Source organism: Mycobacterium sp. E2699, from assembly GCF_001666745.1.
In the GTDB taxonomy this organism is placed as follows: Bacteria; Actinomycetota; Actinomycetes; order Mycobacteriales; family Mycobacteriaceae; genus Mycobacterium.
In genome coordinates, this window is sequence record NZ_LZJH01000007.1 from 1 (window position 1) to 884 (window position 884).

Here is an 884-nt window from a genome sequence, read left to right on the forward strand (position 1 = left end):
ATCCTGCTGGCCGGCACCGCGATCGTCTCCTACTTTCTCGGCGACAGCATGCAGGCGATCATCATCGGCGTGATCCTGGCGGCCAGCATCGGCTTGGGGTTCGTCAACGAGTATCGGGCCGAGCGGGCCGCCGCCGACCTGCACGCGGCCGTGCACCACAACGCCGTGGTGCGCCGCGACTCGAAGTTCGTCACGATCGGCGTCACCGACCTGGTGCCCGGTGACGTGGTCCGCCTGTCGCTGGGCGAGGCCGTGCCCGCCGACGTCCGGCTGATCGACGTCACCGGCCTGGAATGCGACGAGAGCATCCTGACCGGCGAGTCGACGGGCTCGGAGAAATCGCCGCAGCCTGTGCCGGCCGGCGCCGAGCTGGCCGAATCGACCGACCTCGCTTTCATGGGCACCATCGTGAGCGCCGGGGAGGGCACCGGGGTGGTGTACGCCACCGGCAGGGATGCCGAATTCGGCCGCATCGCAGCGGGTTTGGACAAGCGCCAACCCGAGACCGATTTCCAGGTGGGGCTGCGCCGGTTCTCCTACCTGCTGCTGCAGGTCGCGATCGCGCTGATGGTGGTCATCCTGGTCAGCAACCTGCTGCTGCACAAGCCGATCATCGATTCGGTGCTGTTCTCGCTGGCGATCGCGGTCGGCATCACGCCGCAGCTGCTGCCCGCCGTGGTGAGCACCAGCCTGGCGACGGGATCGCGACAGCTGGCCAAGGCCAAGGTGCTCGTCAAACGCCTGGTGTGCATCGAGGACCTGGGCGACATCGACATCCTGATCACCGACAAGACCGGCACGCTGACGGAGGGCCGCATCAGCTTGGTCGACACCGTCAACCCGGCCGGAGTGCGCAACGACTCGGTGCTGCGGCTGGCCCTGCT

1 protein-coding gene is annotated in these 884 nt (G+C 67.9%); it reads left to right on the top strand.

The genetic code is table 11. The features are described 5' to 3' along the window. Positions 1-884, top strand: an 884-nt coding sequence (locus A5696_RS00325; RefSeq protein WP_156738193.1) for an HAD-IC family P-type ATPase, incomplete at both ends; no start/stop codon positions are given.